The 26,254-nt window shown below is 73.2% G+C and carries 26 protein-coding genes; 15 read left to right on the top strand and 11 right to left on the bottom strand.

The genetic code is table 11. The features are described 5' to 3' along the window. Positions 1 to 45 precede the first annotated feature (45 nt). The 7 genes from NE235_RS15970 to NE235_RS15940 all read right to left on the bottom strand — a co-directional run bounded on the left by NE235_RS15970 (position 46) and on the right by NE235_RS15940 (position 6,339). Complete coding sequence (locus tag NE235_RS15970; RefSeq protein ID WP_252803502.1) at positions 46 to 1,089, bottom strand: ABC transporter ATP-binding protein; 1,044 nt, start codon at positions 1,087 to 1,089, stop codon at positions 46 to 48. After that, positions 1,077 to 1,832, bottom strand: a complete 756-nt coding sequence (gene modB, locus NE235_RS15965; protein WP_252803744.1) for a molybdate ABC transporter permease subunit — start codon at positions 1,830 to 1,832, stop codon at positions 1,077 to 1,079. Before modB ends, NE235_RS15970 begins: the two co-directional genes overlap by 13 nt. A gap of 17 nt (positions 1,833 to 1,849) precedes the next feature. Next, the gene (gene modA / locus NE235_RS15960) at positions 1,850 to 2,629 is read right to left on the bottom strand and encodes a molybdate ABC transporter substrate-binding protein (protein ID WP_252803500.1); all 780 of its coding nucleotides are present in this window, start codon (positions 2,627 to 2,629) and stop codon (positions 1,850 to 1,852) included. After that, the gene (locus NE235_RS15955; RefSeq protein ID WP_252803498.1) at positions 2,626 to 3,012 is read right to left on the bottom strand and encodes a TOBE domain-containing protein; all 387 of its coding nucleotides are present in this window, start codon (positions 3,010 to 3,012) and stop codon (positions 2,626 to 2,628) included. Before NE235_RS15955 ends, modA begins: the two co-directional genes overlap by 4 nt. A 95-nt stretch (positions 3,013 to 3,107) precedes the next feature. Continuing rightward, positions 3,108 to 3,707 (bottom strand): malonic semialdehyde reductase, encoded by a 600-nt coding sequence (locus NE235_RS15950; protein WP_252803496.1) that lies wholly within the window; start codon positions 3,705 to 3,707, stop codon positions 3,108 to 3,110. Between the two features lie 114 nt (positions 3,708 to 3,821). Then, the gene (locus tag NE235_RS15945) at positions 3,822 to 4,688 is read right to left on the bottom strand and encodes a 1,4-dihydroxy-2-naphthoate polyprenyltransferase (RefSeq protein WP_252803494.1); all 867 of its coding nucleotides are present in this window, start codon (positions 4,686 to 4,688) and stop codon (positions 3,822 to 3,824) included. Between the two features lie 25 nt (positions 4,689 to 4,713). Then, complete coding sequence (locus tag NE235_RS15940; protein WP_252803492.1) at positions 4,714 to 6,339, bottom strand: MFS transporter; 1,626 nt, start codon at positions 6,337 to 6,339, stop codon at positions 4,714 to 4,716. Between the two features lie 152 nt (positions 6,340 to 6,491). Here NE235_RS15940 and NE235_RS15935 point away from each other — a divergent pair, with 152 nt between their 5' ends. Both NE235_RS15935 and ung read left to right on the top strand, forming a co-directional pair. Then, positions 6,492 to 6,980 carry a MarR family winged helix-turn-helix transcriptional regulator gene (locus NE235_RS15935; protein WP_252803490.1) on the top strand — a complete coding sequence of 163 codons (489 nt, stop codon included), beginning with the start codon at positions 6,492 to 6,494 and terminating at the stop codon, positions 6,978 to 6,980. A gap of 90 nt (positions 6,981 to 7,070) precedes the next feature. Further along, on the top strand, positions 7,071 to 7,760 hold the full coding sequence (ung, locus tag NE235_RS15930; RefSeq protein WP_252803488.1) for a uracil-DNA glycosylase: 690 nt from the start codon (positions 7,071 to 7,073) through the stop codon (positions 7,758 to 7,760). 142 nt (positions 7,761 to 7,902) lie between these two features. Here ung and NE235_RS15925 read toward each other — a convergent pair whose 3' ends face one another. From NE235_RS15925 to NE235_RS15915, 3 genes are all read right to left on the bottom strand, one after another. Beyond that, positions 7,903 to 8,400 (bottom strand): GNAT family N-acetyltransferase, encoded by a 498-nt coding sequence (locus tag NE235_RS15925; RefSeq protein ID WP_252803486.1) that lies wholly within the window; start codon positions 8,398 to 8,400, stop codon positions 7,903 to 7,905. Between the two features lie 172 nt (positions 8,401 to 8,572). Further along, complete coding sequence (locus NE235_RS15920) at positions 8,573 to 9,184, bottom strand: CGNR zinc finger domain-containing protein (protein ID WP_252803484.1); 612 nt, start codon at positions 9,182 to 9,184, stop codon at positions 8,573 to 8,575. An 88-nt stretch (positions 9,185 to 9,272) separates the two neighbouring features. Further along, positions 9,273 to 10,673 (bottom strand): aminotransferase-like domain-containing protein, encoded by a 1,401-nt coding sequence (locus NE235_RS15915; RefSeq protein WP_252803482.1) that lies wholly within the window; start codon positions 10,671 to 10,673, stop codon positions 9,273 to 9,275. Here NE235_RS15915 and NE235_RS15910 point away from each other — a divergent pair. Beyond that, positions 10,672 to 11,643, top strand: a complete 972-nt coding sequence (locus NE235_RS15910; protein ID WP_252803480.1) for a DMT family transporter — start codon at positions 10,672 to 10,674, stop codon at positions 11,641 to 11,643. The two genes, NE235_RS15915 and NE235_RS15910, sit on opposite strands and share 2 nt — an antisense overlap. Before the next feature lie 118 nt (positions 11,644 to 11,761). Here the strand turns inward: NE235_RS15910 and NE235_RS15905 are convergent, their stop codons facing one another. Beyond that, positions 11,762 to 12,589 carry an alpha/beta fold hydrolase gene (locus tag NE235_RS15905; protein ID WP_252803477.1) on the bottom strand — a complete coding sequence of 276 codons (828 nt, stop codon included), beginning with the start codon at positions 12,587 to 12,589 and terminating at the stop codon, positions 11,762 to 11,764. Positions 12,590 to 12,683: 94 nt separating this feature from the next. On the opposite strand from NE235_RS15905, the gene NE235_RS15900 reads away from it, so the two are divergent. From NE235_RS15900 to NE235_RS15845, 12 genes are all read left to right on the top strand, one after another. Then, complete coding sequence (locus NE235_RS15900; protein WP_252803475.1) at positions 12,684 to 13,145, top strand: MarR family winged helix-turn-helix transcriptional regulator; 462 nt, start codon at positions 12,684 to 12,686, stop codon at positions 13,143 to 13,145. Between the two features lie 112 nt (positions 13,146 to 13,257). After that, complete coding sequence (locus NE235_RS15895) at positions 13,258 to 14,274, top strand: glycoside hydrolase family 18 protein (protein ID WP_252803473.1); 1,017 nt, start codon at positions 13,258 to 13,260, stop codon at positions 14,272 to 14,274. 331 nt (positions 14,275 to 14,605) lie between these two features. Next, the gene (locus tag NE235_RS15890; protein WP_252803471.1) at positions 14,606 to 14,797 is read left to right on the top strand and encodes a hypothetical protein; all 192 of its coding nucleotides are present in this window, start codon (positions 14,606 to 14,608) and stop codon (positions 14,795 to 14,797) included. Positions 14,798 to 15,210: 413 nt separating this feature from the next. After that, the gene (dapA, locus tag NE235_RS15885; protein WP_252803468.1) at positions 15,211 to 16,149 is read left to right on the top strand and encodes a 4-hydroxy-tetrahydrodipicolinate synthase; all 939 of its coding nucleotides are present in this window, start codon (positions 15,211 to 15,213) and stop codon (positions 16,147 to 16,149) included. Positions 16,150 to 16,264: 115 nt separating this feature from the next. Beyond that, entirely contained in the window at positions 16,265 to 17,944 is a 1,680-nt protein-coding gene (locus NE235_RS15880) for a ribonuclease J (protein WP_252803466.1), read from the top strand. 192 nt (positions 17,945 to 18,136) lie between these two features. Then, the gene (locus tag NE235_RS15875) at positions 18,137 to 20,716 is read left to right on the top strand and encodes an FtsK/SpoIIIE family DNA translocase (protein ID WP_252803465.1); all 2,580 of its coding nucleotides are present in this window, start codon (positions 18,137 to 18,139) and stop codon (positions 20,714 to 20,716) included. Between the two features lie 142 nt (positions 20,717 to 20,858). Beyond that, complete coding sequence (locus NE235_RS38190) at positions 20,859 to 21,596, top strand: helix-turn-helix domain-containing protein (RefSeq protein ID WP_252803463.1); 738 nt, start codon at positions 20,859 to 20,861, stop codon at positions 21,594 to 21,596. Positions 21,597 to 21,702: 106 nt separating this feature from the next. Then, entirely contained in the window at positions 21,703 to 23,145 is a 1,443-nt protein-coding gene (gene rimO, locus NE235_RS15865; RefSeq protein ID WP_252803461.1) for a 30S ribosomal protein S12 methylthiotransferase RimO, read from the top strand. After that, positions 23,142 to 23,750 carry a CDP-diacylglycerol--glycerol-3-phosphate 3-phosphatidyltransferase gene (gene pgsA, locus NE235_RS15860; protein WP_252803459.1) on the top strand — a complete coding sequence of 203 codons (609 nt, stop codon included), beginning with the start codon at positions 23,142 to 23,144 and terminating at the stop codon, positions 23,748 to 23,750. The genes rimO and pgsA overlap by 4 nt, the downstream gene beginning before the upstream one ends. Continuing rightward, positions 23,722 to 24,996, top strand: coding sequence for a CinA family nicotinamide mononucleotide deamidase-related protein (locus NE235_RS15855; RefSeq protein WP_252803457.1), 1,275 nt, complete (start codon positions 23,722 to 23,724; stop codon positions 24,994 to 24,996). The genes pgsA and NE235_RS15855 overlap by 29 nt, the downstream gene beginning before the upstream one ends. Before the next feature lie 111 nt (positions 24,997 to 25,107). Beyond that, positions 25,108 to 25,479 carry a helix-turn-helix domain-containing protein gene (locus NE235_RS15850; protein WP_252803455.1) on the top strand — a complete coding sequence of 124 codons (372 nt, stop codon included), beginning with the start codon at positions 25,108 to 25,110 and terminating at the stop codon, positions 25,477 to 25,479. Between the two features lie 245 nt (positions 25,480 to 25,724). Beyond that, on the top strand, positions 25,725 to 26,192 hold the full coding sequence (locus NE235_RS15845) for a Dps family protein (protein WP_252803453.1): 468 nt from the start codon (positions 25,725 to 25,727) through the stop codon (positions 26,190 to 26,192). The last annotated feature ends 62 nt before the right edge of the window (positions 26,193 to 26,254 follow it).

The raw sequence follows: 26,254 nt of genomic DNA, 5'->3' as shown, positions 1-26,254 counted from the left end.
TACCCGGCACAACGCGCCGTCGGCGCAGATATCCGTGCGTCGCCGTCAGGCCGGATATGCATGGGTCTCGGCGGCCTTCACCGCCGCCCAGACACGGTCGCCCTCGGTGAGGCGAAGTTCGGCGAGTGCGGCGGGCGTCACGTCGGCGGCGGCCGGCACGGGTCCCTCCAGGTGGATCCGGATCTGGTCCGCGTGGGGTTCGATGCCGCCGACCGTCGCCTCCCAGAGGTTGCGCGGGCTGCCGTCGGGGCGCGTACGGAACAGCGCGACCGCCGATGGGGGGAAGGCCAGGAACACCTCGCCGTCGAGGGCCTCGGCGGCGTTGAAGGTGACGGTGTCCCCGGGCAGTGCGACGGAGTGGCCGCGGGCCGTGCCCCGGTAGAGGTTCAGGCCGACGAGCCGGGCGACGTAGTCGGTCCGCGGGTGCCGGGCGACGTGGGCGGGCGTCCCCTCCTGGACGACGGCGCCGTCCTCGATGACGACGAGCCGGTCGGCCAGCGCCATGGCGTCGAGGGCGTCGTGCGTGACCAGGACGGCGACGCCGTCGAAGGCGGCGAGGTGGCGGCGCAACCCGGCGCGTACGGTCAGGCGGGTGTGCGCGTCGAGCGCGGACAGGGGCTCGTCGAGCAGCAGCAGCCGTGGCCGTACGGCCAGTGCGCGGGCGAGCGCGACGCGCTGCGCCTGCCCGCCGGACAGCGTGCGGGGCCGGCGGGCCGCCTGGTCGGCGAGGCCGACCCGGTCCAGCCACTCCGCGGCGAGCCGGCGGGCCTCCCTCCGCCGGACCCCCTGGCAGCGCGGGCCGAACGCGACGTTCTCCAGGGCGGACAGGTGCGGGAAGAGCAGAAGGTCCTGGAAGACGACGCCGACGGCGCGGCGCTCGGCGGGCCGGTCGTGCCACGGCTCCCCGTCGACGTGGAGGTGGCCCTCCGACAGCGGGGTCAGGCCGGCGAGCGCGCGCAGCGCGGTGGTCTTCCCGGCACCGTTCGGTCCCAGCAGCGCCACGACCTCGCCGGGCGCGGCGGTGAGCGCCAGGTCGAGCGTGAACGCCCCGCGCCGTACGACCAGGTGAGCGTCGATCACAACACCCATCGCCCCCGTAGCCCGGCGAGCACGACGACCGAGACGGCCAGCAGGACGAGGCTGAGCACGATGGCGGCCTGCGGGTCGTTCTCCAGCGCGAGGTAGACGGCCAGGGGCATGGTCTGGGTACGGCCGGGGAAGTTGCCGGCGAACGTGATGGTGGCGCCGAACTCCCCGAGCGCCCGCGCCCAGCACAGCACCGCCCCGGCACCGACCCCGGGCGCGATCAAGGGCAGCGTGACGCGCCGGAACGTCGTCCACCGCGAGGCGCCGAGCGTGGCGGCGGCGTCCTCGTAGCGCAGGTCGGCGGCGCGTACCGCGCCCTCGACGCTGATCACGAGGAACGGCAGGGCGACGAACGCCTCCGCCAGCACCACGCCCGCGGTCGTGAAGGGCAGCGTCAGGCCGAACCAGCGGTCCAGCCAGCGTCCCACCAGGCCGTTGCGGCCCAGCGCCAGGAGCAGCGCCACGCCGCCGACCACCGGGGGGAGGACGAGGGGCACGGTGACGAGGGCGCGCACCAGCCGCCGGCCGGGGAAGTCGACCCGCGCGAGCACCCAGGCCAGCGGGACTCCGACGAGCAGGCACAGCAGGGTCGCGAGCGTCGCGCTGAGCAGTGACAGCCGGAGCGCGTCGAGGATCTCGGGCCGGGCCAGGCGCGTGCCGAGCGTGGACCACGGCGCGCGCACCAGCAGGCCGAGGAGCGGGAGGACGAGGAAGGCGAGCCCGATGAGTGCGGGCAGGACCAGCATCCAGGGCGCCCGCCGGTTCACGGCTGCTCGAATCCCGCCTGCCGCAGCGTCGCCCGGCCCTGGGGGGAGAGCACCGACCGGACGAAGTCCCCGGCGAGGCCGGGCTGCGGCGCCTTGGTGAGCGCGGCGATCGGGTAGTCGTTGACCGCCTGGGCCGCCTCGGGGAAGTCGACGCCCCGGACCTGCCCGGCGGCGGCCTTGACGTCCGTGCGGTAGACGAGGGCGGCGTCCGCCTCGTTCAGCCGGACCTTCGTGAGGGCGGCCTTGACGTCCTGCTCCTGAGAGACCGGCCGCACGGTGAGCCCGGCGGACTTGAGGGCCTTGAGCGCCGCCGCGCCGCAGGGCACCTGCGGGGCGCAGAGCACGACCTTCACCTTCGGGTTCGTCAGGTCGTTGAGCGATGTGACCGTGGCGGAGGCGCTCTTCGGGACCGCGATCTCCAGGCGGTTGCGGGCGAACACGCGCGGCGTCGACGCCCGGCCCGCGTCGGTGACCTGCTTCATCGTCGCGGGGCTGGCCGCGGCGAACACGTCCGCGGGGGCGCCCTGGTCGATCTGCTGGGCGAGGGCCGAGCTGCCGCCGAAGTTGAACTTCACCCGGGCGCCCGGATGACCCGACTCGAACGTCCTGCCCAGGGCGGTGAACGACTCGGTGAGGGAGGCCGCGGCGAAGACCACGACCGTCCGCGTGGCGGCCTTCGCGCCGGGTCCCTCCTTCACGTCGCCGCAGCCGGCCGCGAGCGCGGCCGTGAGGGCGGTGATCGAGGCGGTCCGGAGCCCGGTGCGGCGGCTTCTCACTGGGGCAGCTCCACGACGACGTTGGTGGACTTGATGACCCCCACGGCGACCACGCCGGGCTCCAGGCCGAGCTCGTCGGCCGCCTCCCGGCTCATGAGGGAGACGACGCGGAACGGCCCGGCCTGGATCTCGACCTGTGCCATGACGCCGTCGCGTACGACCTCGGTGACGATGCCGCGCAGCCGGTTGCGCGCCGAGGACGACGCCGTGCCGCCCCGGTCGGCGGGGGAGCGGACGAAGGCCGCCAGGTCCGCTCCCGAGACGATCCGGTGGCCCTGCTCGTCACGCCGGGCCGGCAGTCTCTCCGAGTCGATCCACCGGCGCACCGTGTCGGCGCTGACGCCGAGCAGGGACGCGACCTCACTGATCCGGAACGCCGTCACGCCGATCAGTGTAACCCTCGTGGATGCCACCGACTGAGGCGATTTCCGATATCGGATGCGAGGGGAAAGGCTCGTCCGGCCTCGTGATCGCGGCGTCAGACGGTGGTGACCACCTGGTCGTACTCCAGGCGCGGGTTGCGCGGGAACCAGGCGTCCGGGCCGGGCTTGCCGATGTTGACGACCGCGAGGACCTGGTGGCCGCCCTCGGGGAAGAACTCTTTGGCGACCCCTTCGGCGTCGAAGCCGGCCATCGGCCCGGCCGCCAGGCCGGCGGCGCGCACGCCGATGATGAAGTAGCCGACCTGGATGGCGCCGTTGAAGGCGGCCATCCTGGCGCGGGCCTCAGGCGCGCCGTGCAGGTCGTCCCGGGCCCCGGGGCGGTGCGGGAAGACGGTCGGCAGGTGCTCGTGGAAGTCGCCGTCGGCGGCGAGGACCGCCACCAGCGGCGCGGTGGCGGTCTTGGCCTTGTTGCCCTCGGCCATGTGCGCGACGAGGCGCTCACGGGCCTCCGGGGACCGGACCAGGACGACGCGCAGCGGCTGGGTGTTCATCGCCGTGGGCGCCCATTTGACGAGGTCGTAGATGGCGCGCATCTGCTCGTCCGACACCGGCTCGTCCGTGAAGGTGTTCGCCGTACGGGCCTCGCGGAACAGGATGTCCTGAGCGGTGGGGTCGATGCTCAGCGGGTCGCTCACGATGACTCCTCTTTCGTCGTGTCGGGTGGGCGTTCCACCGACAGAGGATGTCAACGGTGATTGAAACTTCAATCATTCCGTTCGGTCGTGTGATCCGGATCACAGGCCGAGCCGCTACAGGGCGAGGCCCAGGGTGAAGAGCGCGCCGAAGATGATCTGCAGGCGGCCGGTCTCACCCAGCACCGCGATCAGCGCCGGGCCCTTCGCGCCCCGCAGCACCCGGAGGCTCGGCGCGATCGCCCACAGCGCGGACAGCAGCGTGACCATCGCCCACGGCCGGGAGACCGCGACGACGACCACGCACAGGTAGGCCGCCACGAAGGCCCCGGTGTACAGCAGGCGCGTACGCCCGTCGCCGAGCACGACCGCGAGCGTGCGCTTGACCGCCGCGGCGTCCGTGGGAATGTCCCGCAGGTTGTTGACGACCAGCATCGAGCAGGACAGCAGCCCCACCGGCACCGCCGCCACCCACGCCGCCCACGGCAGGCTCTCCAACTGCACGTACGCCGTGCCGACCACCGAGACGAGGCCGAAGAACACGAAGACCGACAGCTCACCCAGCGCCCGGTAGCCGTACGGGCGGGACCCCCCGGTGTAGAACCAGGCGGCCGCGATCGCCACCGCGCCGATCAGCACCAGCCACCAGCTTGTCACCGCCGCGAGGACCAGACCGGCCACCGCGGCGAGCAGGAAGCAGCCGAGCGCAGCCGCCAGGACCTGCTTCGGCGGCGCGACCTTCGAGCCGACCAGCCGCATCGGGCCGACGCGGACCTCGTCGGTCCCGCGGATGCCGTCGCTGTAGTCGTTGGCGTAGTTAACGCCGATCTGCAGCAGCAGCGCGACCACCAGCGCCAGCAGCGCGCGCCACCACACGAAGTGGCCGTAGCCGATCGCCACGCCGGTGCCGACGGCGACGGGGACGATGGAGTTGGGGAGGGTCCGGGGCCGCGAGCCGGCGACCCACTGGGAGAGGGTCGCCACTATCGCCCTTCCTCGAAGCCGATGATCATGCGGGTGATTCTTCCGGACCCGTGCCGGGCCGCAGCCGGAGGGTCAGCAGCAGGCCGACGGCCAGGAGCGCGGCGGTGGCGAAGGCCGCGCGGTCGGTGGCCGCGGCGAGGCTCTCGTTCGCCGCGCGGGACAGCCGGGGATCCTCCCGGCGCAGGTCGCGGGCGAACGTCCCGGCGCTGTCGCGCAGCCGCTCGGCGTACGCCGCGCCCTGACGGGCCGGCAGGCCCGCCTCGCGCAGCCGGGTGGTCATCGCGTGACTCAGCCCCACGGCGAACACCGCGCCGATCAGCGCGATCCCCAGCGCCGAGCCGACCTGACGGGCCGTCGACTGGGTGCCGGAGGCGAGACCCGTGCTGGCGGGCGGGACGTCGCGCAGCACGATCCGGGCGAGCTGGCCGGTGGTCAGGCCCAGCCCGAGGCCGTAGAGGAGCATCCACGGGGCGAGGTCGAACCCGGTGGTGTCGGCGCGCGTGGTCAGGCCGATCAGCGCGGCGGCGATCGCCTCGAGGGCCATCCCGGCCTGCAGCATCCGGGCGGCGCCCAGGCGGCGCGACAGCCGCGCCGACATCCCGCCGGCCAGGAACGTCCCGACGGCGAGGGGCAGGATCGCGACGCTCACCTGGAGCGGGGAGTTCCCGTGCACGTCCTGGAGGAAGAGCGGCAGGACGAACATCAGCCCGAGCTCGCCGACGCTGATCAGCGAGGCCGCCGCGTTGCCGCGCCGGAAGTCGGGGATGCGGAACAGCGACAGGTCGAGGACGACCGGCCGTCCCGCCGCCGCCCGCGCCCGTTCCACGACGACCAGCGTGACCAGCATCACGACCCCGGCGGCCAGCGCCACCGGAATCGGCGACAGGCCTGCGTCCGGCCAGCGGAACGGGCCCGCGGAGAACGCGTGGGTGGCCGACCACCAGCCGTACCGCTGGCCCTCGATCAGGGCGAACACGATCGTCGCGAGACCGCCCGCGCTGAGGACCGTACCCGGCAGGTCGCCCACGCGGCGCACCGCCGGATCACGCGTCTCGGGCACCAGGAGCGCCGCGCCCGCGACGATCAGCGCGCCCAGCGGCAGGTTCACGCCGAACGCCCAGCGCCAGCCGTACGACGTCGCGAGCCAGCCGCCGAGCAGCGGGCCCAGGGCGGCCATGCCGCCGATGAGCGACCCCCAGATCCCGAACGCGACCGCGCGGTCCCGGCCGGTGAAGACGGCCGTCACCGTGGACAGCGCCCCCGGCAGGATCATCGACGCGCCGATCCCCTGCAGCGCCCGTGCCCCGACCAGCGCGGACCCGCCGCCGGACAGGGCCGCCAGCACGCTCGCCACGACGAACACGCCGGTGCCGAGCAGGATCATCCGGCGCCTGCCGTACGCGTCGGCCGCCCGCCCGAACGGGATCAGCAGCGCCGCGAAGACCAGCGAGTAGATCGACGTGACCCACTCCGCGCCGGTCGTCGTCAACCGCAGCTCGGCGACGATCCGGGGCAGCATGACGTTGACGATCGTGGCGTCGACGATGATCAGCGAGACCGCGAGGCTGATCACCACCATCCCCAGCCAGCGGCGCCGTCCGGGCGAGCCGGTCGAGGGCGCGGGCAGGGGAGGAGCCGAGCGCAAGGTCATGGAAGGGTTCCAGAGCGGTCTGTTCGATCGTGAGTCGTTCGGCGTCAAACCTACCCCCGCCCTCCCGGACCTCCGCCGGGCCCCCTCACGGTGACCTCACGGCTCGGGTCTCCCGCTGGCCCTCCACGCCCTGGGCACGGAGAATGTCTGGCGTGCGAACCTCTGAGGCCGACCTCGAACGCATGTCGCTGTCCCGCCTGCTGGCCGTCGCCGGTCACCTCGTCGCCATGCACTGGCAACGGCTCATGGGCGGCTACGGCCTGACCCCCCACGGCCTCGCCGTCCTCGCCTCCCTCGAACGGGGATCGGCGCTCACCCAGCGCGAACTCGCCAGGCGCTGCGGCGTGGCCCCCTCGACACTCAACCACACGGTCGACCACCTCGAGCGCTCGGGCTGGATCGAACGGCGCCGGGACGTCGCCGACCGCCGCCTCGTCCGCCTCGCGCTCACCGAGACCGGACGCCGTCAGCTCCGGCAGGCGCAGGACGCGGCCGGCCGCGAGATGGAGCCGATGCTCGACCACCTGCCCCCGGCCGACGAACGGATCGTCCGCGACTTCCTCCTCGCCACCGAGGAGCGCTTCCAGTCGGAGGACGACGCCCTGGCCGGCCCGGCCGGCGCCGGCACCGAACGCCTCTGACCCGCGCCGCGGGAGCACCCGCGGATGGCGTGAACACGGCAAGGAGCGGAGCGGCGGAATCTGTCCGCGCGCGATGTTAGGTTGCCGCGCATGTCCTTCGACCTGCTGGAGCTCCTTCCCGACGCCTGGCGTGAGCGCGTGGAGCCGCTGCTCGACCCCGACGCCACCCGGCGGCTGAGCGACTTCGTGGCCGCGGAGTACGCCGCGGGCACCGTCTACCCGCCGCAGTCCGACCTGTTCAGCGCCTTCCGCCTGTGCGCGCCCGACGACGCCCGGGTGCTCATCCTCGGGCAGGACCCCTACCACGGCGCGGGCCAGGCGCACGGGCTCAGTTTCAGCGTGCGGCCGGGCGTGCGGATCCCGCCGTCCCTGCGCAACGTGTTCAAGGAGCTCCACGACGACCTCGGCGTCCCCGTCCCGAAGACCGGGGACCTCACGCCGTGGGCCGAGCGGGGCGTGCTCCTGCTCAACTCGGTGCTGACCGTGCGCGCCGGAAAGGCGGGCTCCCACGCGGGCAAGGGCTGGGAGGAGTTCACCGACGCCGTGATCCGGGCCCTGGACGCCAAGAGCGACCGGGTCGTGTTCGTGCTCTGGGGCGCCTACGCCCGCAAGAAGCGCGACCTGGTCACCGGCGCGCGGCACGTGGTGTTCGAGGCCGGGCACCCCAGCCCGATGAACCCTCGCGGCTTCCTCGGCAGCCGGCCCTTCAGCGCGGTCAACAAGGCCCTGGCCGACGCCGGGGAGCCGGAGATCGACTGGACCCTCGACCGCCCGGAGTAGGGCTTCGCGGCGAGCCGGCCTCGGTCGGCGGGTGCCCTGCCTCATCGTGGCGACATCCGACCCGGCGACACGGGGTCGGCCTGGACGCGGGGCCGGCCTGCGGGTGTGGCCGCCCGGCTCCGGCCGGGCGGCGGCGCTCCGCTCAGACGAGGGCGGTGTGCAGGCGCACCATCGCGACCGGCTCGCCCATGTCGACCTTGCTGTGCGCCCCGTCCGGCGCCCAGCCCGCCGAGGACAGGAAGCCCCGGAGGACGTCGTCGGCGGCGAACACCCAGGCGACGGCCGTCGTGCAGCCGTCCTCGCGCAGGTGGTCGACGGTGGCGGCGAGCAGGCGGCTGCCGTGCCCGGCGCGCCCGTGAGCCGGGTCGACCAGCAGGGTGAGCAGCTCGCCCGTCGTCTGCGGGTCCTGATCGGGGTCCCCGGCCGGGGCGTGCGCGGCGAACCCGGTGATCACGCCCTCGTCCACGGCGACCAGGAGCCGGTGCCGCGGGCTCGGCGGCGCGGCCACGGCCTCCGTCCAGCGATCCCGCCACAGGGCGACCGCCTCCGGGGCGGTCATCTCGGCCAGCGCCGCCTCGGGGATGACGCCGGGGTACCCCTCGCGCCAGGCCCGTACCTGGATCTCCGCGACGGCGGCCACGTCTCCCGGATATGCCGCACGCACCCCCACCACGCCCACCGGTGCCTCGACCCCCGCTCCTGTCACACTTCTCCGACGCGACGACCGTATCGTCCCCGCGCCACTGAGCCTCGGTCCCGGCCGGGGGTCCTGGTCGGGTGGACGACCAGAACCCCCGGCGGTACGCGAAGCGTCAGGTGCCGGTGCCGGTGCCGGTGCCGGTGGCGGCGGCGCGGCGGCGGGCGCGGTACGCACGGGTCTTCGTGCGGTTGCCGCACATCCGCATCGAGCACCAGCTGCGGGAGCGGTTCTTCGAGGTGTCGAGGAACGCCCACCGGCACGTCGTCTCACGGCAGACCTTCAGCCGGGTCCAGTCGCCCTCGGCGACGCTCCGCATGACCGCCGCCGCGATGGCCGCGAGCCCGCCGCGGACGCCGCCCACCAGGGGGAGCAGCGCCGGGCCGGTCAGGGACACGCGCAGGGGGAGCGCGGCCAGGATCCGGTCCAGGTCGGCGGGCGGACCCGCCGCGCCCGGCTCGTGATGGCCGAGCATCGCGGCCCGGAGACCTTCGCGGAGGGCCACCGCCAGCGCCAGGTCGGAGTCGTCCGCGCGGGCGCCGGACGGCGCCAGCCCGCGCTCGACCAGCCAGTCGCCGAGGTCACAGGGCGCGCCGAAGTCGTCGATGTCGCAGTCGACGTCGTACGTGTTGACGAAGTCCCGCAGCAGCAGCGCCGAGGCGCCCTCCTTCGCCGGGGGAGCGACCAGAGGCGCCGGTCCCGTGGTTCGCTCACTCCGCTGACTCACGCGCCCTCCGTCTCGACACCAGCGTACTTCCATCACCGGTGGTGGGCGGGCGCCACGGCCGTCTCGAAGCGCCGCGTCGAGACGGGTTCTAGCGGGCCGTCGCGGCCAGGATCCGGGCGAAGCGGGCGGCGCCTTCGGCGAGTTCCGTCTCGCCGGCCGCCGTTCCGTAGCTCAGCCGCACGCGCGGCCTCGGCGATTCCGCCGGGAAGTACCGGCGTCCGGGGCTGACCAGGACGCCGGCCCGCAGCGCGGCCTCGGCGAGCGCGACGTCGTCGACGCCCTCCGGCAGGCCGACCCACAGGTGCAGGCCCCCGTGCGGCCGGACGGCGGGGCGCAGGCCGGCCGCCGCGAGCGCGGTGGTGAGCGCGTCACGCCGCCGGCGCAGCTCCTCTCCGACGGTGCGCAGGTGGCGCGGCCAGGCGGAGGAGGTGACCAGCTCCAGGGCGGTCTCCTGGAGCGGGCGGGCGACGAAGAACGACTCGACGACCTGCGCCGAACGGATGCGCTCGGCGACGGCTCCCCGGGCGATCACGGCGGCGACCCGCAGGCTCGGCGCGGTGATCTTGGTGAGTGACGCGATGTGCACGACCCGGCCGTCCCGGTCCGAGGCGACGAGGGGCGGGGGAGGCGGGTCGATCGCCAGGTGACGGCTGTAGTCGTCCTCGACCACGAACGCGCCCGCCGCGCGGGCGACGTCCAGGACCTGCTCGCGGCGCGGGCGCGACAGCACCGTGCCGGTGGGGTTGTGGAACGTCGGCTGGCAGAACAGCGCACGCGCTCCCGTCGCCGCGAACGCGTCGGCCAGCAGGTCGGTGCGCAGGCCCTGGTCGTCGATCGGCACCGGCACGGGCCGCAGTCCGGCGGCGCGTGCCGAGGCGAGCGCGCCGAGGTAGGTCGGCGACTCGACGAGGAGCGGGGCGCCGGGCGGCAGCAGGGCGCGCAGGATCAGGCCGATCGCGCTCTGCCCGCCGCTGGTGATGGTCACGTCGGCCGCGGTGACGTCGCCGCCCGCCGTACGGGCGAACCATTCGCGCAGGTCGCGCAGGCCCCAGAGGGGCGGGCGCTCCCACGCGTCCGGCCGGCGGGCCGCCCGCGCGGCCGCCGCGGCCAGCGCCCGTACGGGCTGCAGGGCGGGCGCCAGATAGCCGCCGCTGAGCGCGATCACTCCTTCGGGCGCCTGGGAGAGCAGACCCACCACGCCCTCCGCGTCGACGGTGCGGTCGCCGAGGGCCACCGCCTGCCAGTCCAGATCCGCCGGCTCGGCCGGTGCCGGCCGCGGCCGCTCGGCGACGTACGTGCCGCTGCCGGGCCGGGCGACGAGGAGGCCCTCGGCGGCGAGCAGCCGGATCGCGCGGGCGACGGTGACGGGGCTGACCTGGTGCCGGCTCATCAGCGACCGGCTGGAGGGCAGCCGGTCGCCAGGGCGCAGTCTCGCGATCTCGGCCCGCAGCTCCTGGGCGAGACCGGCGATACTGCTATCGTTGTTCATGAGAAATCAGGATAACGCTACGCTCCGGAGCGCGGTAGCGCTGCCCGCGGGGTTCGGCGCCGCGGCGCTCGGCGTCCTCGCCTTCTCCTTCACGCTTCCGGCCACCGAGTTCGCCCTGCGCGGCCTCGACCCGTACCTGATCGGCATCGGGCGGGCCGGGATCGCCGCGGTCCTCGCCGCCGTCGCGCTGCGGCTGATGCGGGCCCGGCGGCTACGGGGACGTCAGTGGGCCTCCCTGGCCGTGGTCGCCCTCGGCATCGTGTTCGGGTTCCCGGTCCTGTCCACGCTCGCCCTGGCCCACGGGTCCTCCTCGTCCCACGCCGCCGTGGTGGTCGGCCTGCTCCCCGTGGCGACCGCCGTCTTCGCCGTCGTGCGGGCGGGTGAGCGTCCCTCTCCCGTCTTCTGGGCGGCGAGCCTGGCGGGTGCGGCGTTCGTCGTGGCGTTCACCCTCCGGAACGGGGTGGGGCGCTTCTCACTCGCCGACGCGCTGCTGTTCGGCGCGCTGGTGACCTGCGGCCTGGGATACGCCGAGGGCGGCCGGCTGGCCCGTGAGATGCCCGGCCCGCAGGTGGTGTCGTGGGCGCTCGTCCTCGTGGCCCCGATCACGGTGCCGGTCACGGTGGTGCTGTTCGCGGAGACCACGGCGCACTGGAGTGGCGCGGTGGTGGCCGGTCTGGCGTACGTGTCGGGTGTGTCGATGTTCCTCGGGTTCTTCGCCTGGTACGCCGGGCTCGCGAAGGCCGGGGTGGCGCGGGCGAGTCAGGTGCAGCTCGCCCAGCCGCTGCTCACCCTCCTCTGGTCGTGGCTGCTGCTCGGCGAGGCCGCCGGTGTGAGCACGGTCGCCGCGGCGGCCGGGGTGCTGGTCTGCGTCCTCGTCGCCCAGCGGGCCCGTGTCGCGCGCGCCGCCGCCCCGGCCCGCCCGGCGGGCGCCTCCGAGGCGGTGCCGCACGGCGCGGCCGGGAAGGGCTGACGGCGAACCCACCGGAACGCTCGGCAAAGGTTCCCGCGGAAGGCGGCAAACCGCGCCGAAAGGGACGGGATCGCGAGTTTTTACCGAGCGTCGTGCCCGCCGCCGTACGCGGGAGCGCTCATCCGCGGTCGGTGAGGACCTCGTGGAGGCGGGCGGCGAACGCCTTCGGGTGGGTGGAGAGGGTGTGGCCGCCGGGGAACTCGACGATCTCGGTTCCGAGGAGGGCGGCCAGCGCCTGGGCGCAGTCGTAGTTCCAGATGCGCCGGGAGGCGCGGCCGGCGGCCGTGACGACCCGCACCGGCGACTCCTTCAGCGCGGTGGCGTCGGCCGGGTAGAACGGTGCCTCGACCATCGCGGTGACGTCGCGGGAGAAGAAGAACTCCAGGTTGGCGAGGCGCTGGGCGTCGGGCGGCTCGGGGAGGCCCGCGTCGGGCTCGCGGTCGGTGAAGTCGGCGGCGACGATCTCGCCGAGGCGCTTCAGCGCGGCGAGGACGCCGTCGCGGCGGTAGATCTCGTCGAGGTCGGCGAGCTCCCCGGTGATCCGGGCCACTCCGGCGTCGTCCAGGAGGCGGGCGGTGGCCGGGTCGTGGGCCACCAGCGTGTCGACCTGCTCGGGGTGGCGGCGCGCCAGCATGAGGCCGGCGAGGGCGCCGAAGCTGGAGCCGAACAGCAGGGCCGGGCGGTCGGTGAGCTCGGCGAGGAGGCGGTGGGCGTCGTCGGCGTGGGTCTCCAGCGTCACCGGTGCCTCGGGGTCGTCGAGGCGGCTGCGGGACAGCCCCCGGCGGTCGTAGGTGACCACGGTGTAGTCGTCGGCGAGCCGGCGGACGAGGTCGGCGTTGCGCCCCGCGTCGCCGTCGCCGCCCTGGAGGACGAGCAGCAGCGGGCCGGCGCCGCGGATCTCGTAGTACAGCGTGGCTCCCGGAACGGCGGAGGTGGCGGTCTTCATGTGCGCTCCTTCGATCAGGTCGATGATCACGACCGTAAACCATCGAAACAGATGTATCAAGATAGATGCATCTTTTCCGATGTATTCTCGCCGGGTGAACGGAGTTGAGTTGTTCCTGCTGGGCAGGACGCTGATGAAGATCGGCGAAGAGGCCATGCCGACCGAGGGGCTGCCGGAGTACTCGACCAGCGTCCGGACGGTCCTGATCGTGGCGAGCGACATCCTGGCGCACCCCGGCAGCGCGATCGGCGAGATCGCCGCCCGCACGGGCCTGCCGCAGAGCCAGGTCTCAGGCTCCGTCGCCCGCCTGCGCGAGGCCGGGTCCGTCGTGACGGAGCCCGACCCCCGGGACCGGCGGCGGATGCTCGTCCGGCAGGCGCCCCAGGCGTCCGAACGGGTGTCGGTGGTCCGCGCGACGACCATCGACGGCGCCCTCGCCGCCGCCCTCGGCACCGACGAACCCGAGGAGGTCGCCGAGGTCACCGCCCTGCTCGAGACGCTGGCCCGGCGGCTGACGCCGGAGACGCTCGCCCGCCTGCGGTCCGAGCCGAGCTGACCTCGGCCGGCGCCGACCGTACGTGCCGGGCCGGCGCCGCCGAACGCTGATCACGCGCCTCGGCGAACCCGCGGGCGGTCCAGGGCGTCCGAACTCCTGATCAAGGAGGGGCATGACGCGGCGACTCGTCCGCGCGGTGGCGTGGGTCTGCGCGACCCTGCTCGGCGCATCGGTGATCTTCTTCGGGTACGCCTGGTTCCGCTGGCAGCCGGAACCGCCGGTGTACGGCGGCACCGCCAACGCGCTGTGGGCCCGGCACCAGTGGGCGGGGGACGCGCACACCGAGGGCGAGTATCGCGCGCTCGCCGGCACCCTCGCCCGGGGCCGGATCACCGACGTCTTCTTCCACGTCGGCCCGCTGACCGGGGACGGGAGGATCCCGCCGGCGCGGTACGCCCACGCGGGAGAACTGCTCGCGGCGCTGCGCCGGCTCGCGCCGGGCGTGCGCGCCCAGGCGTACGTCGGGCAGGTCGAGCGTTCCGGCGGCGGCCCCCTGAACCTGCGCGCGGCGGCGACGCGGGCGAACATCCTGGACACCGACCGCGCCCTCCTGGACACGGGCTTCGCCGGCATCCACTACGACATCGAGCCGGTCTACCCCGGTGACCGGGACTTCCTCGACCTCCTGACGCGCACCCGGGAGCTCACCCGGGCCCGCGGGCGGCTGCTGTCGGTCGCGCTGGAGCAGCCGGGGCTCACCGACCGGACAGAGCCGCTGTTCCGCCTCGTGCTGCCGCGCGGGGCGGCCCACTATCCGCCGCGCCCGACGGCGGCGTACCTGACGGCGGTCGCGGACCGCGTCGACCAGGTGGCGATCATGACGTACGACTCGGAGGCGCCGACCCGGGCGCTCGCCGGATGGCACTTCGCCCACCACACCGAGCGGACGCTCTCGCTGATCGGGGACCGCGTGACCGTGTTCATGGGGGTGCCCACCTACCGGTCGCCGACCCCGTGGGCCGAGGACCTGCCCACCGCGCTGCGCGGTGTGCGGCAGGGCGTCGCGCGGCTGCGCCGCCCGCCCCGGCGGCCGTACGGAGTCGCGATCTACGCCGACTGGACGACGGACGACCGGGAGTGGGCGGCGTACCGCGCCGGGTGGCTGGGTGAACCGCGCCGACCCGGATGAGGGGAGGCGCGCCGGGCGCCCGGGTGGACCGCGCTGACTCTTGTCCGGGCGAGAACGCGCAGGCGGACGTACGGCCACTTCCCACCGTACGCGCGCGGCAACCGTCCGTCAGTGCGGGCGGGACGCCGGCGGACAACTAAATCTGACCCTTGCGATACATGCCGCAAAAGCTGATTAAATGACTCGTCTTCGCAGGTGAAGCACCTTCCCCGCAGGCCTCCTGACCGCTCGCGGCCATGTGGTCGATTCGTCCTCACGCGGGGAAGGATTTCCGGCGACCGTGGCGCGGATCGCCTCGGCTGGCGGTGTGGGAGGTTCGGGAGAGATGCACATGGAGGACACTGTCCAGGGGACGGCCCTTCAGCTGCAGCAGCTGACGGCCGTTTACTCCGGTTGGCGGTTCGGGCTCGGGGGTTCAGGGCACTGGTGGGCGGTACGCCGCAACGAGTGCCTGCGCGCGCCGAGCAGGGAAGAGCTCGAGCTGAAGCTGCGTGAGCATCTCGACGCCCGGCAGGACGCCTGACGGGCGGGCGAAGGCGCGGATGCGCGCGCCTCGGTGGCCGGTGCGCCGGTCGGGTGGGTGACCGGCGCGGAGAGCCCCAGACCCCTGCCACCGAGGCGCGCATCCTCCGCCGGGAGGAGCTCCGCCAGCCCCGCCAGACCCCGGCGGAACCCCGTCCCAATCACTCCAACGTACGAGAGGCCGTCAAGGTTCTCCGGTAACGCCGGTTTTCTGAATTCCGATGCTGAAGGTGACGTCGTCAGAACGCGTACCCCCGAGCGTGTTCTGGCGGCGTCTTCCTCGTCACGGCCGTACCGGCGGGTCCGAGGGCCCGCCGGCACGGGCCGTCCCGCGCTCCGGGACGAGGGCCGGGCGGGGCGACACGGAGGTCCCCGCGGCTCCCGGCCACCGCCGATGCCCGGTAAGTTCGGAACATGGCACCCAGCACGAACGCCCTGCCGCAGGGACGTGACGAATCCGCGCCCTTCGGGCGGATGCTGACCGCGATGGTCACCCCCATGGCCGCCGACGGCACCATCGACTACGACGGGGCGGCGCGTCTGGCCGCGTACCTGGTGGACGAGCAGCGCAACGACGGCCTCGTCATCAGCGGGACGACGGGGGAGTCGCCGACGACGAGCGACGAGGAGGACGACCGCCTGCTGCGCACGGTCCTCGAGGCGGTCGGCGACCGCGCGACGATCGTCGCCGGCGTCGGCACGAACCACACCGAGCACACGCTGCGCCTGGCGCGCCAGGCCGAGCAGGCCGGCGCCCACGGCCTCCTGGTCGTCACCCCGTACTACAACAAGCCGCCGCAGGAAGGACTCGCGCGCCACTTCGCCACCGTGGCCGACGCGACCGGCCTGCCGGTGATGCTCTATGACATCCCCGGCCGTACCGGTACGGCCATCGCGCCCGAGACGCTGCTGCGGCTCGCCGGCCACCCGCGCATCGTCGCGGTGAAGGAGGCGAAGGGCGACCTGTTCGGGGCCTCCAGGCTGATGACCGAGACGGACCTGGCCTTCTACTCCGGTGACGACGCGCTGAACCTGCCGTGGCTGTCGGTCGGCGCCGTCGGGTTCGTGAGCGTGGTCGGCCACGTCGTCGGCGCCGACCTGCGCGAGATGATCGACGCGTTCCTCGGCGGCGACGTCCGGCGCGCCACGGAGATCCACCGCAGGCTCGTGCCCGTCATCACCGCCATCATGACCCGCACCCAGGGCGTCATCGCCACCAAGGCCGCGCTGTCCCTGCTCGGGCTGCCCGGCGGCACCGTCCGCCCGCCCTTGGTGGACGCGACGCCGGAGTTCACCGCCGCGCTGCGCGAGGACCTCATCGCCGGCGGCGTCAAGATCGTGGAGGGTCCGTGAGCGGACCACAGGTTCCCCAGGCATCGCCGGAGAGGCGAGCCGCTGAATAGGTAGGAGGGCGCGTGACCAACGCGCATGACCACGCCCCCGTGCGAACCCGCGAAGGGGCGTGGCGATGAGTCATCCGCATCCCGGTCTCGGTGCGCCGCGACCGCTCGTCCAGGGCGGCCTGCGCATCGTGCCGCTCGGCGGCCTCGGCGAGATCGGCCGCAACATGACGGTCTTCGAGTACGACGGCCGGTTGCTGATCGTCGACTGCGGCGTGCTGTTCCCCGAGACCGAGCAGCCCGGCGTCGACCTGATCCTGCCGGACTTCGACTACATCCGGGACCGTCTCGACGACGTCGACGCGGTGGTCCTCACCCACGGACACGAGGACCACATCGGCGCCGTGCCGTACCTGCTGCGCGAGCGGCCGGACATCCCCGTCGTGGGCTCGCGGCTGACCCTCGCGCTGCTGGAGGCCAAGCTCGCCGAGCATCGCATCAAGCCGGTCCTGGTCCGCGTCGCCGAGGGCGACCAGCGGTCCTTTGGACCGTTCGACTGCGAGTTCCTCTCGGTCAACCACTCCATCCCCGACGCCCTCGCGGTCGCGATCCGTACGCCGGCGGGCCTGGTCCTGGCCACCGGCGACTTCAAGATGGATCAGTTGCCGCTGGACGGCCGGCTCACCGACCTCGGCGGGTTCGCCCGCCTCGGCGCCGAGGGCATCGACCTTCTCCTGTCGGACTCCACCAACGCCGAGGTCCCCGGCTTCGTCACCAGCGAGCGCGACATCGGCGTCGTCCTGAGCGACGTGATCCGCGTGGCGGAGAAGCGCGTCATCGTCGCCTGCTTCGCCTCGCACGTCCACCGTGTCCAGCAGGTCCTGGACGCCGCGCACGCCTGCGGCCGCAAGGTCTGCCTCGTCGGCCGGTCGATGGTGCGCAACATGGGCGTCGCCCGGGACCTGGGCTACCTCAACGTGCCCGGCGGGATCATGGTCGACCAGAAGGAGATCGACAACCTGCCCGCGGACAAGGTGGTGCTGGTCTGCACCGGCTCACAGGGCGAGCCGATGTCGGCGCTGTCGCGGATGGCCAACCGGGACCACCAGATCCGGATCGAGGAGGGCGACACGGTGATCCTCGCGTCGTCCCTCATCCCCGGTAACGAGAACGCCGTCAACCGCGTCATCAACGGCCTCACCCGCTGGGGCGCGCGGGTCGTGCACAAGGGCAACGCGCTCGTGCACGTCTCCGGCCACTCCCCGGCCGGTGAGCTGCTGTACGTCCTGAACATGACCCGGCCGAGCAACTTCATGCCGGTCCACGGCGAGTGGCGTCACCTGCGCGCGCACGCCCGGCTGGCCGAGCTCACCGGCGTCCCCCACGAGAACATCATCATCGCCGAGGACGGCGTGGTGGTCGACCTGGTGGACGGCAAGGCGCAGGTCGCCGGAGCCGTCCGCGCCGGGTACGTCTACGTCGACGGCCTGTCGGTCGGTGAGATCACCGAGACGTCGCTGAAGGACCGCCGCATCCTCGGCGACGAGGGCTTCGTCTCCATCGTCGTCGTGGTCGACTCCGAGAGCGGCAAGCCCCTCGGCGGCCCGGAGATCCACGCGCGTGGGGCCGGCATCGACAGCTTCGAGCCGGTCATCCCGCGCATCGAGGATGTCCTGGACACCGCGGCCGCCGACGGCATCAACGACATCCACCAGCTCCGGCAGCTCGTACGCCGCGCGGTGGGCCGCTGGGTCAACGAGACCTTCGGCCGCCGCCCGATGATCATCCCGGTGATCGTCGAGGTCTGATCGCGCCCGCGAACCGGTCCGGTCCACACGGACCGGACCGGTTCGGCAGGTGGGGCCTGGACGGGACCGGGCGGTTCGGCAGGTGGGGCGGGGACGGGACGGGGCGGTTCGGTTCGCCCGACCGCCGGCCGGCGACACGCCGTACGGCGAGGTTCACCGGCGAGCGGGCGGGCCGCCGCTAGTCTCGCCATCATGGCCACACGTACGCCCGGAGGTGCGAAGGGCTCCTCCTCAGGTACGCGTGGCGGCACGGCGCGAAGGCCCGCCGCCCGTAAACCGGCGGCCGGGGGCAGGGCATCGGCCGCGAAGACCCCGGCGCGCTCGTCCAACGCGCGCAAGCGCGCACCGGCCGCGTCCCGGCCGGCGGCGCGTTCCCGCGCCCCGCAGCGGCCCGACCCGATCAGCACCCTGTTCCTCGGCTTCTGGCAGTTCGTGGCCCAGGTGTGGCTGCTTCTGGCGCGGGGCGTCGGCGGGCTGGCGCGGGCCTTCGGGCGCGGCGCCCGCGAGCTGGACGTGGAGCACCGCAGGGACGGACAGGGCCTCGCCTTCCTCGGCCTGGCCATCGTCCTGGCCGCGGCGACCTGGTTCGACCCGCAGACGTGGGTGCTGAAGAACCTCGGCCGGCTGATCCGCGACTGCCTGGGCTCGCTGGCCATGGTGCTGCCGCTGATCTGCCTGCTGCCGGCCTGGCGGCTGCTGCGCCACCCCGAGCGCAACGGCGACGTCGGCCGCATCCTCATCGGCTGCGCGGCCCTGGTCGGCGGAATCGTCGGCATCGTGCACATCGCGCACGGCACGCCGTACCCCAGCGCGGGCGAGCACGCCTTGCAAGGCAGCGGCGGCCTGTTCGGCTGGCTGCTGTCCGCGCCCCTCACCAGCACCGTCACCGCCTTCGTCGCGGTCCCGCTGCAGTTGCTGCTGGTCGGCTTCGGCGTTCTCGTGGTGACCGCGACGCCCGTGCACCGGGTGCCGGACCGGCTCATGGAGCTGCGCGACCGGATGCTGCTGCGCGAGGCGGAGGCGCTGGATCTCGAGCCGGAGCCGGGGCGAAAGACCGCAAAGAATGGGAAACGGTCCCGCAAGACCGAGGTCGAGGTCGGCGAGCACCACCAGCCGTACGACACGCCGGTCATGGCCGAGACCAAGGTCGTCCGGGCCGACGAGATCTTCGAGGAGGACGACCGGCCGAGCCTCGCCGACGAGCTGCTGGAGCCTCCGGAGCCGCCGGCCATCCCGGCGCCGCCGGACCCGACGCCGGCGCCGCGGATCACCGAGCAGCTCACCCTGTCGACGTCGCCGCCGGGCGACGGGTCCTACACGCTGCCGGCACCCGGTGTTCTGAAGGCCGGATCGGTCGTCAAACCGCGTACCAAGGCCAACGACGTCGTCGTGAACGCCCTGTCCGAGGTGCTCGACCAGTTCAACATCGACGCCCAGGTCACCGGCTTCACGCGGGGCCCGACGATCACCCGGTACGAGATCGAGCTCGGCCCCGCCGTCAAGGTCGAGCGGATCACCGCGCTGGCCAAGAACATCGCGCTCGCCGTGAAGAGCGCCGACGTGCGGATCATCTCCCCGATCCCCGGCAAGTCCGCGATCGGCGTCGAGATCCCCAACACCGACAAGGACATCGTCAGCCTGGGCGACATCCTGCGGTCCCCGGTGGCGGCGAACGACCACCACCCGATGGTCGTCGGCCTCGGCAAGGACGTCGAGGGCCGCACCGTCGTGGCCAACCTCGCCAAGATGCCGCACATGCTCATCGCGGGCGCCACCGGCGCCGGTAAGTCGACGTGCATCAACGGCCTGATCACCTCGATCCTCATGCGGTCGACGCCGGACGAGGTCCGCATGGTCCTCGTCGATCCCAAGCGCGTCGAGCTCACCTCGTACGCCGGCATCCCGCACCTGATCACGCCGATCATCACCAACCCCAAGAAGGCCGCCGAGGCGCTGCAGTGGGTGGTCGGCGAGATGGATCGCCGCTACGACGACCTCGCCGCCTCCGGGTACCGCCACATCGACGACTTCAACAAGGCCGTCGTCGCGGGTAAGCTCACCGCGCCGCCGGGCAGCGAGCGCGTCTACCAGCCGTACCCCTATCTCCTCGTGATCGTCGACGAGCTGGCCGACCTGATGATGGTCGCGCCCCGTGACGTCGAGGACTCGGTCGTGCGCATCACCCAGCTGGCCCGCGCGGCGGGGATCCACCTGGTGCTGGCCACGCAGCGGCCCAGCGTCGACGTCGTCACCGGCCTGATCAAGGCGAACGTCCCGTCGCGGCTGGCGTTCGCGACCTCCAGCCTCGCCGACAGCCGCGTCATCCTCGACCAGCCGGGCGCCGAGAAGCTGGTCGGCCAGGGTGACGCGCTGTTCCTGCCGATGGGCGCGAGCAAGCCCATGCGCCTGCAGAACGCCTACGTCTCCGAGAAGGAGATCCACGAGGTCGTCGAGCACTGCAAGAAGCAGGCCGAGCCCGACTACCGCGAGGACGTCGCCGCCGGGGAGACGCGCAAGAAGGAGATCGACGAGGACATCGGCGACGACCTGGAGCTGCTGATCCAGGCGGCCGAGTTGATCGTCTCGACGCAGTTCGGCTCGACCTCGATGTTGCAGCGGAAGCTGCGCGTCGGCTTCGCGAAGGCCGGACGCCTCATGGACCTGCTGGAAAGCCGGGACATAGTGGGGCCCAGCGAGGGGTCGAAGGCACGTGACGTCCTGGTCAAACCCGACGATCTACCCGGTGTGCTGGCATCCCTGCGCGGAGAGTAGCGATCGAGATCTTGGGGTAGCTGACTTATTGCGCGTTGCACATCGCTTCTCACGCCCCGTCTTCATAGACTGATCACGGATCGGGGAGGCGACTCGGCGGCGTGGACCTGAACACCGCCACGAGGTTCCCAGGAGGCGTGTCGTGACGATCGGTGGCACCCTCGCGAAGGCCCGCCAGGAGGCGGGCCTCAGCGTCCCGCAGGTCGCCGGCCGGACCCGGATCCGCGAGACGGTGATCCAGGCCATCGAGCGCGACGACTACAGCATGTGCGGCGGGGACTTCTACGCCCGCGGCCACATCCGCAGCATCGCGCGCGCCACGGGGATCGACCCCGAGCCGCTGGTCCAGGAGTACGACGACGCGCACGGGGGCGCGCCGCAGGCCATCTCGGCCCGGCTGGCCTTCGAGGCGAAGACCCCGGTCAAGATCCTGGAGCGGCGCTCGCCGAACTGGAGCGCCGCCATGGCCGCCGCCCTGGTCCTCATCGTGGCGTACGGGATCTTCCGGGTCGTCACGGGACCGGACCGGCACAAGACCGCCGAACGGGCCGCCGCGCCCGCCGCGACCCCGTCGGCGACCGTCCGCCCCTCGCACACCGCAGCCGTGGCCCAGGCGCCCCGCAAAGAGGTCACCGTACGCCTCAAGGCGAAGCGGGCGAGCTGGCTCAGCGTCCAGGACGACAAGGGCAAGCAGCTGTTCAGCGGCGTCATCCGCCCCGGTCAGTCCCAGGAGTGGACGGCCAAGAAGCACATCCGCCTGGTCATCGGCAACGGCGGCGGAGTGCGCCTCACCGTGAACGGCAAGGACGTCGGCTCGCCCGGTCAGGACGGCCAGGTCGTCCGGCTCGACCTCGGCCCGAAAGATCCGCAGAAAGGCTGAGGGCCACCCGTCTTCCGCGGGCCAGTACCGTATGGGGCATGTCCACCCCGCGTACTGAGCCCGCGGTCGCGCCCCGCACGCGCCCCGCGAGAGGGGAGCGCCGCGCGTGACCACCGCCGACCATTCCACCGACTCGGCGGATCGCCGGACCGTCTCCCTCGTCACCCTCGGCTGCGCCCGCAACGAGGTCGACTCCGAGGAGCTCGCGGCACGCCTGGAGAGCGCGGGCTGGACGCTCGACGACTCCGGTGACGCCTCGGTCGTCCTCGTCAACACCTGCGGCTTCATCGACGCCGCGAAGAAGGACTCGATCGACACCCTGCTGGCGGCGTCCGACTCCGGCGCCCGCGTCGTGGCGGCCGGGTGCCTCGCCGAGCGGTACGGCGCGGAGCTGGCCGAGTCGCTGCCCGAGGCCGACGCGGTGCTGAGCTTCGACGACTACGCCGCCATCGGCGAACGCCTCGACGACGTGCTCGCCGGCCGGCCGCACCGGGCCCACACGCCGCAGGACCGGCGCAAGCTGCTGCCGCTCAGCCCGGTGCAGCGGTCCGGGGCCGACGTCCACGTCCCGGGCCACGGTGATCCGCCGGCCGCCCTCGACGCGCCGGACCTGCCCGAGGGCGTCGCCCCGGCGAGCGGCCCGCGCGTGCTGCGCCGGCGCCTCGGCGGTGGCCCCGCCGCCCCGCTCAAGCTCGCCTCCGGCTGCGACCGGCGATGTACGTTCTGCGCCATCCCGGCCTTCCGCGGCGCGTACGTCTCGCGCCGGCCCACCGACGTCCTGGACGAGGCCCACTGGCTGGCCGGTCAGGGCGTCCGCGAGATCGTCCTGGTCAGCGAGAATTCCACCTCGTACGGCAAGGACCTCGGCGACCTCCGCCTGCTGGAGACGCTGCTGCCCGAGCTCGCCGCCGTTCCCGGGATCGAGCGGGTCCGGGTCAGCTACCTGCAGCCCGCCGAGCTGCGGCCCGGGCTGATCGAGGCCATCGCGACGACGCCCGGCGTCGCGCCGTACTTCGACCTGTCGTTCCAGCACGCCAGCGGGCCGCTGCTGCGCCGGATGAAGCGGTTCGGCGACCGCGAGCGGTTCCTGGGGCTGCTCGAGCAGATCCGCGCCCTGGCCCCCGAGGCCGGCGTGCGCTCCAACTTCATCGTCGGCTTCCCCGGCGAGACCGAGGAGGACGTCGAGGAGCTGGCGCAGTTCCTCACCGCCGCCCGCCTCGACGCGATCGGCGTGTTCGGTTACTCCGACGAGGAGGGCACCGAGGCGGTCGGTTTCGACGGCAAGCTCGACGCGGCCGAGATCGACGTCCGTGTCGCGGACCTGTCCTCGCTCGCGGAGGAGCTCACCGCCCAGCGCGCCGAGGAGCGCATCGGCTCGACGGTGGAGGTGCTGGTCGAGGAGCCCGGCGAGGGGCGGGCCGCGCACCAGGCGCCCGAGATCGACGGCGTGGTGACGCTCAAGGGCGACGCGCCGGTGGGGCGGATCGTCCGCGCGCGTGTGGTCGAGGCGATGGGCGTCGACCTCCTCGCCGTCGTGGAAGGCGCATGACGGCCTCCGCCGGCGACGACCCGCTCCCCCCGCCGGCGGCCCCGCAGGCGGGCGTGCTCAACGTCGCGAACCTGCTGACCGTCGTCCGCCTGGTGCTCGTCCCATTCTTCGTCTGGCTGCTGTTCCTCGACGGCACGTGGTGGCGGGTCGCCGCGCTGGGGATGTTCGTCGTGGCGTCGCTCACCGACCGCGTCGACGGGGAGCTCGCCCGCCGGCGCAACCTCATCACCGACTTCGGCAAGATCGCCGACCCGATCGCCGACAAGGCGCTCGTCGGGTCGGCGCTCGTCGCGCTCTCGCTGCTCGGCCGGCTGTGGTGGTGGGTGACCATCGCGATCCTCGTCCGCGAGCTGGGCATCACGGTGCTGCGGTTCGTCGTCATCCGGTACGGCGTGATGGCCGCCAGCCGCGGCGGGAAACTCAAGACCATGCTGCAGGTGATCGCGATCGGGCTGTACGTCATGCCCGGCCCGATCGATCCGCTGCGCTGGGTCGTCATGGGGGCCGCGACGGTGGTCACCGTGGTGACGGGCCTGGACTACCTCGTCAAGGCATGGAGACTCTGGAGGGACGGGCGTGCGAGTCGAGCTGCTGAACGTCGGTGACGAGATCCTGCGCGGCGACATCTCCAACGGGAACGCCGGGTGGCTCGGCAGGCGCCTCACGGAGGCGGGCGTGGAGGTCGTCCGGGACGTCGTCGTCCCCGACGACACCGAGACGATCGTCGCGGCGCTGCGGGAGGCCCTGGAGCGCGCGGACGCCGTCATCGTCACGGGCGGTCTCGGCGGCACCTCCGACGACGTGACGCGGGACGCGCTCGCCCGCGCCGCGGGGGTCGCCCTGCGCCGCGATCCGGCGCTGGAGGCCCGGATCCGCGAGCGGGCCGTCACGCGCGGCGTGCCGATGGGGGAGTCGGCGCTGCGGATGGCCGACGTCCCCGAGGGCGCCCGGCGGCTGCCCAACCCGGCCGGGACCGCGCCGGGCCTGCGCGTGGAGCTCCACGGCGGCGTGGCGTACGCCGTGCCCGGCGTGCCGGAGGAGATGCGCGCCATCGTCGACGAGCAGGTGCTGCCCGAGCTGACCGGAACCCCGGTGGCGGCGCGCGTGCTGCGCACGGCCACGGTGTGGGAGTCGGTGGTCGCCGCGCGGCTCGCGCCGGTCGAGGCGCTCCCCGGCGTGCGGCTGGCTTATTACCCGTCGCCGGGCGAGGTCCGGGTGCGGATCACGGCCGCCGGGGAGGAACGGGTCACCGAGGCCGCCGCGATGGCACGCGACCTGCTCGGCGGCGCGGTGTACGCCGAGGAGGACCTCGACCTCGACCGCGTCGTCCATCGCCTGCTGGCGGCGCGGAACGCCACCGTCGCGGTGGCCGAGTCGCTCACGGGCGGCCTGCTCGGCGCGGAGCTCACGGGAATGCCCGGGTCGTCCGCGACGTTCCTAGGAGGTGTGGTCGCGTACGCGACTCCTCTCAAACATTCGCTTCTCGGCGTTCCCGCGGACCTGCTGGCCGCGCACGGCGCCATCCATCCGGACGTCGCCGCCGCCATGGCCACCGGGGTCCGTGAGCGTCTGGGCGCCTCCTACGGCCTTGCCGTGACCGGCGTGGCCGGGCCGGACCCGCAGGACGGGCAGCCGGTCGGCACGGTGCACATCGGGGTGGCCGAGGCCGGTGGTCCGCCGGTGGTCCGCTCGGTCCGGCTGCCGGTCGCCGGCGATGGTGAGCGCGCCCGCGGCCCGATTCGGCGGATGACGGTCGTCCACGCACTTGACCTGCTGCGGCGTCATCTGCTCACACTGGAAGCCAGTGATGGTTGGGTCGTCACGGCGGGCAACCGGGAAGAACCGGGGTGATTACAGCGTTACGTCCGAAGCGAACATGAAAGTTTCGGTCTGCCACGTGCATCGTGAAGACAGGTACGGTGGAACCGGTAGATGAGTCAGGACACACGGAGGGAGCGAGACATGGTCCTGCTTCGTCAGCTGCTCGGCGACGTACTCCGGCAGCTGCGGCTGCGCCAAGGCCGTACCCTCCGGGAAGTTTCCGCGGCGGCACGCGTGTCGCTGGGTTATCTGTCCGAGGTTGAGCGGGGACAGAAGGAAGCCTCCTCGGAGCTGCTCGCCTCGATCTGCAAAGCCCTCGGCGTGCCCCTCTCGCACGTGCTGCGCGACGTCTCCGATCAGCTGGCGCTGGCCGAGCTGCAGCAGGAGCCGGTGATGGCCGGTGCGCCGCCGGAGCACGAGCGGCTCGACGGCGAGGCGATCTCGGCCGACGCCATTCCCGCCACCCCCGAGACGATCGAGAGCGCGCTTCGCGCCGACATGGTCGCGGCCTGACGGCCGTCCCGAACGCACGCAGCGCCCCGGTCGCGGAAGCCCGCGGCCGGGGCTTTGGCGTCCACGGGCCCGTCCGCCGGCGTGTGCCGTCTACCGGGCCTGTCCGCCGGCGTGTGCCGTCTACGGGCCCGTCCGCCGGTGGGCGGGCCGACGGGAGCCGGGTCACACGGTTACCGGGTGCCTTCCCGGGAAGGGTCGCCCCTGACAAGGGGATATCGACCTGTACTGGAGAAGGAGACTCGGCGATGTCGACCGTGAAGAGCCCGCTTTCCGACGACGCGCGCAAGGTCACCGGTGCCGTTCTGCAGGAGTCGCTGGTGGATCTCGTCGATCTGCACCTGCTGGGCAAGCAGGCGCACTGGAATTTGACCGGGCGCAACTTCCGCTCGCTCCACCTGCAGCTCGACGAGCTCGTCGAGGTGGCCCGTACGCACGCGGACACGGTGGCCGAGCGGGCGGTGGCGATCGGGGTGCACCCGGACGGCCGGGCGCGGACGGTCGCCGACACGACCAAGGTCCACCAGCTGGACGCCGGCCATCTGCAGGACGACAAGGTGATCGCGGCGATCACGGACCTGCTCGCCCAGATGATCCAGCGGTTCCGCGACCGCATTGAGACGACGGACGACTCGGACCTGGTCTCCCAGGACCTGCTCATCGACATCGCGCAGGACCTGGAGAAGCAGCACTGGATGTTCGAGGCCCAGCGCTGAGCGCGCGACGCGGCGGGCGAGGAACCCGCCACATCGAATGGCGGCGGAGCGTCTCCGCCGCC

The organism is Actinoallomurus spadix, assembly GCF_024055725.1.
GTDB lineage: Bacteria > Actinomycetota > Actinomycetes > Streptosporangiales > Streptosporangiaceae > Actinoallomurus > Actinoallomurus spadix.
Note: the sequence above shows the minus strand (reverse complement) of the source record. Positions and strands in the feature narration are given on the sequence as shown.

Coding starts and splice junctions, on each gene's coding strand:
- NE235_RS15970 (WP_252803502.1), bottom strand. CDS start 1,089: ATGGGTGTTGTGATCGACGCTCACCTGGTCGTACGGCGCGGGGCGTTC.
- modB (WP_252803744.1), bottom strand. CDS start 1,832: ATGCTGGTCCTGCCCGCACTCATCGGGCTCGCCTTCCTCGTCCTCCCG.
- NE235_RS15940 (WP_252803492.1), bottom strand. CDS start 6,339: ATGACCTTGCGCTCGGCTCCTCCCCTGCCCGCGCCCTCGACCGGCTCG.
- ung (WP_252803488.1), top strand. CDS start 7,071: ATGTCCTTCGACCTGCTGGAGCTCCTTCCCGACGCCTGGCGTGAGCGC.
- NE235_RS15910 (WP_252803480.1), top strand. CDS start 10,672: ATGAGAAATCAGGATAACGCTACGCTCCGGAGCGCGGTAGCGCTGCCC.
- NE235_RS15915 (WP_252803482.1), bottom strand. CDS start 10,673: ATGAACAACGATAGCAGTATCGCCGGTCTCGCCCAGGAGCTGCGGGCC.
- NE235_RS15905 (WP_252803477.1), bottom strand. CDS start 12,589: ATGAAGACCGCCACCTCCGCCGTTCCGGGAGCCACGCTGTACTACGAG.
- NE235_RS15895 (WP_252803473.1), top strand. CDS start 13,258: ATGACGCGGCGACTCGTCCGCGCGGTGGCGTGGGTCTGCGCGACCCTG.
- NE235_RS15890 (WP_252803471.1), top strand. CDS start 14,606: ATGGAGGACACTGTCCAGGGGACGGCCCTTCAGCTGCAGCAGCTGACG.
- dapA (WP_252803468.1), top strand. CDS start 15,211: ATGGCACCCAGCACGAACGCCCTGCCGCAGGGACGTGACGAATCCGCG.
- NE235_RS15880 (WP_252803466.1), top strand. CDS start 16,265: ATGAGTCATCCGCATCCCGGTCTCGGTGCGCCGCGACCGCTCGTCCAG.
- NE235_RS15875 (WP_252803465.1), top strand. CDS start 18,137: ATGGCCACACGTACGCCCGGAGGTGCGAAGGGCTCCTCCTCAGGTACG.
- pgsA (WP_252803459.1), top strand. CDS start 23,142: ATGACGGCCTCCGCCGGCGACGACCCGCTCCCCCCGCCGGCGGCCCCG.
- NE235_RS15850 (WP_252803455.1), top strand. CDS start 25,108: ATGGTCCTGCTTCGTCAGCTGCTCGGCGACGTACTCCGGCAGCTGCGG.
- NE235_RS15845 (WP_252803453.1), top strand. CDS start 25,725: ATGTCGACCGTGAAGAGCCCGCTTTCCGACGACGCGCGCAAGGTCACC.